This is a genomic window from uncultured Campylobacter sp., from assembly GCF_937949835.1.
Lineage (GTDB): Bacteria > Campylobacterota > Campylobacteria > Campylobacterales > Campylobacteraceae > Campylobacter_B.
This window is the reverse complement of record NZ_CALEDC010000442.1, coordinates 1-7,742: the sequence shown is the minus strand read 5'-3', so window position 1 is coordinate 7,742 and position 7,742 is coordinate 1. Positions and strand designations below refer to the sequence as shown.

Below are 7,742 nucleotides of genomic sequence, written 5' to 3'. Positions count from 1 at the left end.
CGGCGGCGGTGGTAGAGAATACGCGATCGGGCTAAGACTTCGCGAGGATAAAAACGTTTTAAATCTGTATTTTGCTCCGGGAAACGGCGCTACAAAGGCGCTCGGTAAAAATTTAGATTTAAAAGATTTTAATGAACTCGCACTTTTTGCTAAAAACAACGACGTAGCCCTTACCGTCGTGGGCGCCGAAGAGCCGCTTACAAAAGGCATCGTGGATATTTTTAAAGCGCAAGGCCTCGCGATATTCGGTCCCAGCGCTACTGCGGCGAAGCTTGAGGGCTCCAAAGCCTATATGAAGGACTTTCTGGCGCGAAATCATATTAAAACCGCAAAATTTCTAAGCAGCGACGATCTCTCCGAAATTTCAAAATTTATCGATACTCTAAACGGCCGCGTAGTGGTTAAAGCGGACGGCTTGTGCGCGGGCAAAGGCGTCATCATCGCAAATTCCAAAGATGAAGCTAAAAAAGCCGCTGCGGATATGCTAAGCGGCGAAAGCTTCGGCGAAGCGGGCAAGCGCGTCGTCGTGGAGGAGTTTTTAGAGGGCTTCGAGCTGAGCTTTTTTGCGATCTGCGACGGGGAGAATTTCGTAAGTCTGCCCGTAGCGCAGGATCACAAAAAATTGCTTGACGGCGATCTGGGCCCGAACACCGGCGGCATGGGAGCTTATGCGCCCAGCCCGCTAGCAGATGCTGCGCTTATAAAAAGAGTGCAGAGCGAGATCGTCGCACCCACGCTAAAAGGGATGCGGCAGCAGGGCGCGCCCTTTTGCGGCGTGCTGTTCGTGGGGCTTATGATCGTGGGCGGCGAGCCTTACGTGCTGGAGTACAACGTCCGCTTCGGCGATCCGGAGTGCGAGGTTTTGATGCCGCTAATTGACGGAAATTTGAGCGAAATTTTATACAACGCCGCCGTAGGCAAGCTAAGTAGCATAAGCTTAAAAGAGCGATTTGCGGTGGGCGTCGTAATGGCTAGCGAGCGCTATCCTTATGGCTCTTCGCAGCCTGAGCCGATCAAGACGGGCGAAATTCCCGCGGGAGCGCATATCTGCTATGCAGGCGTGAGCGAGCGAGAGGGTCAAATTTACGCTAGCAGCGGGCGCGTTTTGGTAAGCGTGGGCGTCGCACAGAGCCTAAAGCAGGCGCGCGATGTGGCTTACGCGCTTTGCGAAAATATAAAATTTAGCGGCGCGCAGTATAGGCGCGATATCGCGCACCAAGCCTTAAGAGATAAAATTTGAACATCGCTCCGCTTAGCAAGCGCGTAATCGCGTTTAGTATCGACGAAGCGGTGAGCGTAACGCTTTTTGTGGTTGTGCTATTTGCTATCGACGAGCCAGAGCTTGTCGCAGCGGCGCAGAGCGGAAGCAATCTTGAGGTACAAAAGATCGCGTCGAAATTCATTTTGCATTACGCGATAATAAAATTTTTATATCAGGCGATTTTTGTCTATCTATACGGCGCGACGCTAGGCAAGCTCGCGGTTAAAATTTACTGCGTCCGCGCTGGCGGTGGCGACATGGATATCGCTACGGCAGCGATCCGCGCGGCGGTTAGGTTGATAAGCGAGATGATCTTTTATATGGGATTTTTGGTGGCGCTTTTTACGAACTCGCGTCAGAGCCTGCACGATATGGCGGCGAAAACATTGGTGGTAGAGATTGAAAAAGAGTAAAAAATTTAAAATTCTAGCGCTTAGTTTTAGCGCTCTTTTAGCAAGTAGTGCGAGCGCAAAGGTCCAAGACGTCGAGCTCATAGCAGATAATGTCGAGAAAAACGGCTTTTTGACGGAGGCTAGTGGCAACGTAACGGTGTATTCGCAGGACTACTTCATCACCGCCGATCGCGCTACATACGACGAGCAAAACGGCATCATCGAGCTTTTTGGTAACGTCAATGCGATGCGTGGCAGCAGTGAGACCACGCGCGCCCAGCATGTCAAAATCGATCTGAAAAACGATAAGCAGCAAGCCGACGTAAATTTTATGATGGACAAGGACTCCGAGCTTTGGATGCAAAACGACGCCAGCTGCAGCGACAGCGAGTATTACCGCGTGGAGGGCTCCAGCGTATCTAGCTGCAACGTCACCGATCCTGATTGGCGCATCAAATTTAGCAGCGGCATGCTTAATAAAGAGAGCAAATTCCTCCATCTTTTCAATCCGAGATTTTACGTGGGCGACGTGCCGGTGCTCTATCTGCCGTATTTCGGCTTCCCGACCGACCGCACGCGCCGCACGGGCCTACTGCCTCCAGAGGCCGGCTACATTAGCAAGGAAGGGATTTACTATAAGCAGCCGATCTATTTCGCGCCTTACGATAGCTGGGATTTTCAGCTCGATCCGCAGGTGCGCACGCGCAGGGGCTTTGGCGTATACGGGACATTTCGATTTACGGAGTCGCCGTATTCTTACGGCGAGATTAGAGGCGGAGTTTTCGATAACTTCTCGCGGGCGCAAAAGCGGCTCGAATACAAAAACGAGCGCCATCACGGCTTTGAAGTTCAATACGATCGCAGCAAGCTTGCGACCTATTTGCTAGACGGCGATCTGCGCGAAAATTTATGGATCGATTTTACCCAGCTAAACGACCTTGAATACTACGATCTGAAAGAAAAGGGAGGCCTTAGCGACGATGCGGATAATTCGCTCGTAACTTCACGGCTGAATTATTATTTGACCGGCGACGAGCACTATTTTGGCGCTTACGGACGCTACTACATCGATACAAGTAAGCTAAACGCCGATAATACTTTCCGCAACGAAGATACCGTCCAAGAGCTTCCGACGCTGCAATATCATAAATTTAGCAATGATTTGGGGCTGCCAAATTTGATCTATTCGCTTGATGCAAAAGCGCGTAATTACACCAGATGGGAGGGCGCGACTGCTCGCCAATACGAGTTTGACGTGCCGATTAGTATAAGCACGCCACTACTGGCGGATTATTTAAATTTCGCCTTTACCGAGCGGGTGTATATGACTAATATCGATTGGCACGATAAATTTTACTACGCAAACGGCGATCTTGGCGAGGATAAAAGCACTTTCTACGCTAATCAATACACCGAGCTTTCGCTCTACACCGACGTAGCTAGGGCTTATGATAGCTTGTATCATACGATGAGCTGGAGGGCGGATTTTAGAATTCCAAGCTGGCAGCAAGGCGACATCGAGGATAGAATTTTAAAGTATCATCAGTATAAATACGACCTTGCTCGCGGCGCAGTAGATCGCTCGCGGCTGGGTAACTTGCAAGACTCACTTTATTGGGAGGATAACTTCTTAAGCGAGCTTAGTGACGAATACACCCACGAAAATGCAGCTTTAAGTATGACGCAGTTTTTTTATAATGAAGACGGACGTAAATTTTTACGCCATAGCGTCAAGCAGCGATATGACTTCGACGATCACGAGTTCGATGATTTAGAACACCGCATCGATGCGTATTTTGCAAATGGATTAAATATCGGAAACCGCTTTACCTACTCGCATAAATATAAAAGCTTCGATAAGGTCTATACCTACGCCAACTACTCCAACGACGACTTTAGCTTTGGACTTAGTCACGCTTACGAATACGAAAAGCTAAGCATGGAGCCTAAACGCTATACGAAAGATAACTACGGCATCGTAAACGCTTCGGTAAATTTGCCTAGGAATAATAAAATTTTTGGGCGTTGGGATTACGACTTGGAGCGATCTTATTCTAAAATGTGGCGTGTGGGACTTTCTCATACGCGCAAGTGTTGGAATTACTCTTTTGTGTATCAAGAGGATATCGAGCCTAAAAATACCAGTACGACGGGCTATAGCAAAGCAAGCAAGGAGCGCGGAATTTACTTTCTCGTAAATTTCTATCCGTTCGGCGGAGTAGGGTATGATTTTTCGGTAAATAGCGAATACGGAAGCGAAAAATAATGACGCCTAGAGCCGAGCTGATGTTTGAAAACCAAATCGACGCCGCGATGAAGCTTTCAGAAATTTTACCCGCTGCCGTGATCAAAAACGAAAATTTTCTAATAATCGCCCAATCCCTGGAGTCGCTTCCTATCGCAAACCATCTTGCTCTAAAATTAGGGCTTGCTTATGAGTTTTTATTCACAGAGCCTGTTTTAGCGCCAAATAATCCGGAATGCGCGATCGCGTGCGTAAGTGAAACCCAAGAGATCGTAATGGTAGATGAGCTCGTGCGAAGCTTCGGCATCAGCTTGGATTATGTTTACGGGCAGGCGAACAGACTTTATGAGGAGAAAATTTTAAAAAACATGTATAAATTTCGCAAGGGCGAGCTTTTGGGAAATTTGGAGAAAAAAAACGTCATCTTGGTAGATGAGGGGTGTGAGAGCGGGCTGACCGCACTTACTTGCATAAAGACGCTCGTAAGCTTAAACGCCAAAGCGATCTTTTATGCCACGCCCGTTATCGGCAGCGATAATGCAGACGAGATCGCCATGCTGGTGGATGGAATTTATGCCGTTCACAAGATCAGAGATTTTGTGAACGTGGATTTTTATTACAAAGAAAAAACGCTCTCAAGCGCGGAGGAGATAATGCAAATTTTAAACAAATGCCCGCTTTATCTGCCGTTTCACGAAACCAACAAAAACAAGGAGAAAATTAATGCAGTGTAAAATTGAAGTAAATGGCAATACCGAAATTTTCGATATCAATAAGGTCGCAAAGCAAGCCGCGGGTGCGGCGCTTTTGCGTGTGAAAAATACCGTCGTGCTGGCTACCGTAGCGCGCGAAGAGACGCAGGTGCAGGAGGACTTTTTGCCCCTTACCGTGCAATATATCGAAAAGATGTACGCAGCAGGCAGAATCCCCGGAGGCTACATCAAGCGCGAGACCAAGCCGGGCGATTTTGAGACGCTAACCAGCCGCATCATAGACCGCTCGCTGCGCCCGCTCTTTCCAAAGGGATACGCATATCCGACGCAGATCGTAGTTTACGTGCTATCGGCAGATCCGGAGGTCGATTTGCAAGTCGTCGCTCTTAATGCGGCGTCTGCGGCGCTGTATCTTAGCGACATCCCGATTAAAGCACCCGTTTGCGGCGTGCGCATAGGTTATCAAAACGGAAGCTTCATCTTAAATCCGAGCAACTCCGCGCTTAAAGCTAGCGCGCTCGATCTTTATGTAGCGGGCGTTGGCGATGAGCTTTTGATGATCGAGATGCGCTCCCTGCCGCAGATTAGAGGCGGCGCGCAACAGATGAATGAATTTAGCGAAGATCTGATGGTGGATGCGATCGATTTTGCCGCAAAGGCGATAAGCGCGGGCTCGGGCGCCTACGAAGAGGCTTTTTTGCCACTTAAAAAGCCCGATGCGAGCCTGGAGTACAAGCCCGAGATAGAGGATGAGGATATCGCGGATTTCATCGACGCGAACTACAAAGACGCCGTCAAAGCGGCGATCAATCAGATGGCAAAGAGCGAACGCGCTACCGAACTAAACAAAATCGTGGATCAAATTTTAACCACCGAGGCTGCGGCGCAAAACGAGTGGAGCAAGGAGGTGATCTCCAGCGTCATCGGCAAGTATAAGCGCGGCATCATCCGCACGCAGATCATCGAGGATCGCCGAAGAGCCGACGGACGCGCGCTTGATGAGGTGCGCCCGATCAGTATCGAGACAAATATCCTACCGTGCGCGCATGGAAGCTGCCTATTTACGCGCGGGCAGACGCAGGCTCTGGTCGTCATCACGCTGGGTGGCGATAGCGACGCACAGCTAAGCGACAGCCTAACGCAGCTCGAGCCGATCAGCGATAGATTTATGTTTAACTACAACTTCCCGGGCTTTTGCGTCGGCGAAGCAAGCCCGCTTAAAAGCCCCGGCAGACGCGAGCTGGGACATGGAAATTTAGCCAAAAGAGCGCTATATCCAAGCATCGATCTAAACTCGCCGCAGTCTATCCGCGTAGTGAGCGAAATTTTAGAAAGTAACGGCTCAAGCTCGATGGCTTCGGTCTGCGGCGGCGCACTTTCATTGCGTGCAGCGGGCGTGCCTACGCTAAAGCTCGTTGCGGGCGTCGCGATGGGCTTGATTTTTGAGGGCGAAAAACACGCCGTGCTAACCGACATAATGGGGCTTGAGGATCACGACGGAGATATGGATTTTAAAGTCGCGGGCACCCATGAGGGCATCACCGCGCTTCAGATGGATATCAAGCTCGGCGGCATCAGCCTGGAGGTTTTAAAAGAGGCTCTCGCGCAGGCAAAGCAGGCTCGTGCGCATATTTTGGGCCTTATGGAGCAGGCGGATACGGCGATCGTTATAAACGAGGACGTGCTTCCGAAGCTTGAAATTTTTAGCGTCGATCCGAGTAAAATCCCCGACATCATCGGTCAGGGCGGCAAGGTCATCAAAGAGATCACCGAAAGCTTCGGCGTAAATATTGATCTGGATCGAGAAAAGGGTGAGGTCAAGATTCAAGGTGCCAAAGCTAGCAGCGTATCGGGCGCAAAAGAGAAAATTTTATCGATAGTCTCAAATTCTCGCGATTTTCGTAAGCCGCGCGGTGAACGCAAAGAAGTAAAATTTCAGATCGGCGAGGAGTTTGACGGCGTAGTGCAAAGCGTGCTGGATTTCGGTACCTTCATCTCGCTGCGAGACGGTGTGGACGGGCTACTGCGCGCTAAATTTATCACGACGCCTTATCGTGCGGGCGACATCGTGCACGTGCGCGTGACCGAGCAAAAGGGCTCTAAAATTTCACTGGAATTAGCTTAAAATTTTAACAGGAGCGTAAAGATGCAGCTTAAAAAGATTTTTTTCCCTATCGGTGGCGGCGAGGAGCTGGCAGAGCGCATACACGGAGCGCTACTAGTGAATAAATTTTTCGGCACGCACATCAACATAATGGCGTGCCAGCTCGATCCTAAGATGATCTACAACGTCCGTATGACGCTAAAAGGCGGCGTACTGATGGAGGAATTTTTAAAATCCGCGGGCGATGAGATGAGAGCCGAGCGCGAGGAGATTAAGGCGATCTTCGACGTCGAATGCGCTAAGCTCGATTTGGATCAAAACGACGACGATCACGTCCCAAATAGCGCCGCTTTGAGGCATATGGTGGGCATCCGCTCCGAGCTGGTCGAGAAATACTCCAAATATTGCGATTTGGTGCTGGTTTCGGTGCCGCCTACGGGCTCTATCACCGGCACGTTCGAGGCGGCGGTCACCAAAAGCGGCAAACCTTGCATCGTCATACCGCGCAAGCTGCAGGAGTTCAAGGCAGATAAAATTTTAGTCTCGCTTACCGGCACTGCAGCCTCTGCGCGAGCGCTCGATAATTGGCTGGAGCTTTTGCAGCGCGCCAAGTCCGTCACCGTCATCACCGCAAACCACTACCTCCAAGAGGGCATCCCCGAAACGAAGCGCCGAATAAGCGATTATTTGGCTCTGCACGACATTAAAATCGACGTTTTCGAGGCACTGAACGTCGAGGGCAAGATCCCGGGGCAGGTGCTGCTAGAGTACGCCGACGCGGGCGATTTCGACCTCATAGTCGCGGGCTTGCACTCGGACAGCGGCATAAAAGAAATTTTCTTAGGCGGCGCGTCGAAATACTTCCTGCAAAAGACCAAAATTCCGGTCTTAATGTAGCTTGAAGCCTAGACGCCGCGTCTCGGCACGCTGCCCGCACCGCGTCTAAGCTTAAATCGGCTTTTAAGCGCCGCAAGCTAAATTTTAAAATTTAATCGGCTCGCTTTGGTTTTGCTAGCCCGTCCATAAA

At 50.2% G+C, this 7,742-nt stretch carries 6 protein-coding genes; all 6 read left to right on the top strand.

Annotated elements, in window-relative coordinates:
- The coding region (gene purD, locus Q0256_RS09840; protein WP_297962594.1) for a phosphoribosylamine--glycine ligase at window positions 1–1,240 on the top strand (1,240 nt) is incomplete at its 5' end.
- Entirely contained in the window at window positions 1,237–1,674 is a 438-nt protein-coding gene (locus Q0256_RS09835; RefSeq protein ID WP_297962593.1) for an RDD family protein, read from the top strand. The genes purD and Q0256_RS09835, both read left to right, overlap by 4 nt.
- Window positions 1,661–3,919: an LPS-assembly protein LptD gene (locus Q0256_RS09830; RefSeq protein ID WP_297962591.1), complete on the top strand. Its 2,259-nt coding sequence runs from the start codon at window positions 1,661–1,663 to the stop codon at window positions 3,917–3,919. Before Q0256_RS09835 ends, Q0256_RS09830 begins: the two co-directional genes overlap by 14 nt.
- Entirely contained in the window at window positions 3,919–4,632 is a 714-nt protein-coding gene (locus tag Q0256_RS09825; protein ID WP_297962590.1) for a phosphoribosyltransferase family protein, read from the top strand. The genes Q0256_RS09830 and Q0256_RS09825 overlap by 1 nt, the downstream gene beginning before the upstream one ends.
- Complete coding sequence (locus tag Q0256_RS09820) at window positions 4,622–6,736, top strand: polyribonucleotide nucleotidyltransferase (RefSeq protein WP_297962588.1); 2,115 nt, start codon at window positions 4,622–4,624, stop codon at window positions 6,734–6,736. The genes Q0256_RS09825 and Q0256_RS09820 overlap by 11 nt, the downstream gene beginning before the upstream one ends.
- A 21-nt stretch (window positions 6,737–6,757) precedes the next feature.
- Complete coding sequence (locus tag Q0256_RS09815; protein WP_297882067.1) at window positions 6,758–7,612, top strand: universal stress protein; 855 nt, start codon at window positions 6,758–6,760, stop codon at window positions 7,610–7,612.
- Window positions 7,613–7,742: the final 130 nt, after the last annotated feature.

Excerpts from the sequence above, each read along its gene's own strand:
- Q0256_RS09815 (WP_297882067.1), top strand. The coding sequence starts at position 6,758 with ATGCAGCTTAAAAAGATTTTTTTCCCTATCGGTGGCGGCGAGGAGCTG.
- Q0256_RS09820 (WP_297962588.1), top strand. The coding sequence starts at position 4,622 with ATGCAGTGTAAAATTGAAGTAAATGGCAATACCGAAATTTTCGATATC.
- Q0256_RS09825 (WP_297962590.1), top strand. The coding sequence starts at position 3,919 with ATGACGCCTAGAGCCGAGCTGATGTTTGAAAACCAAATCGACGCCGCG.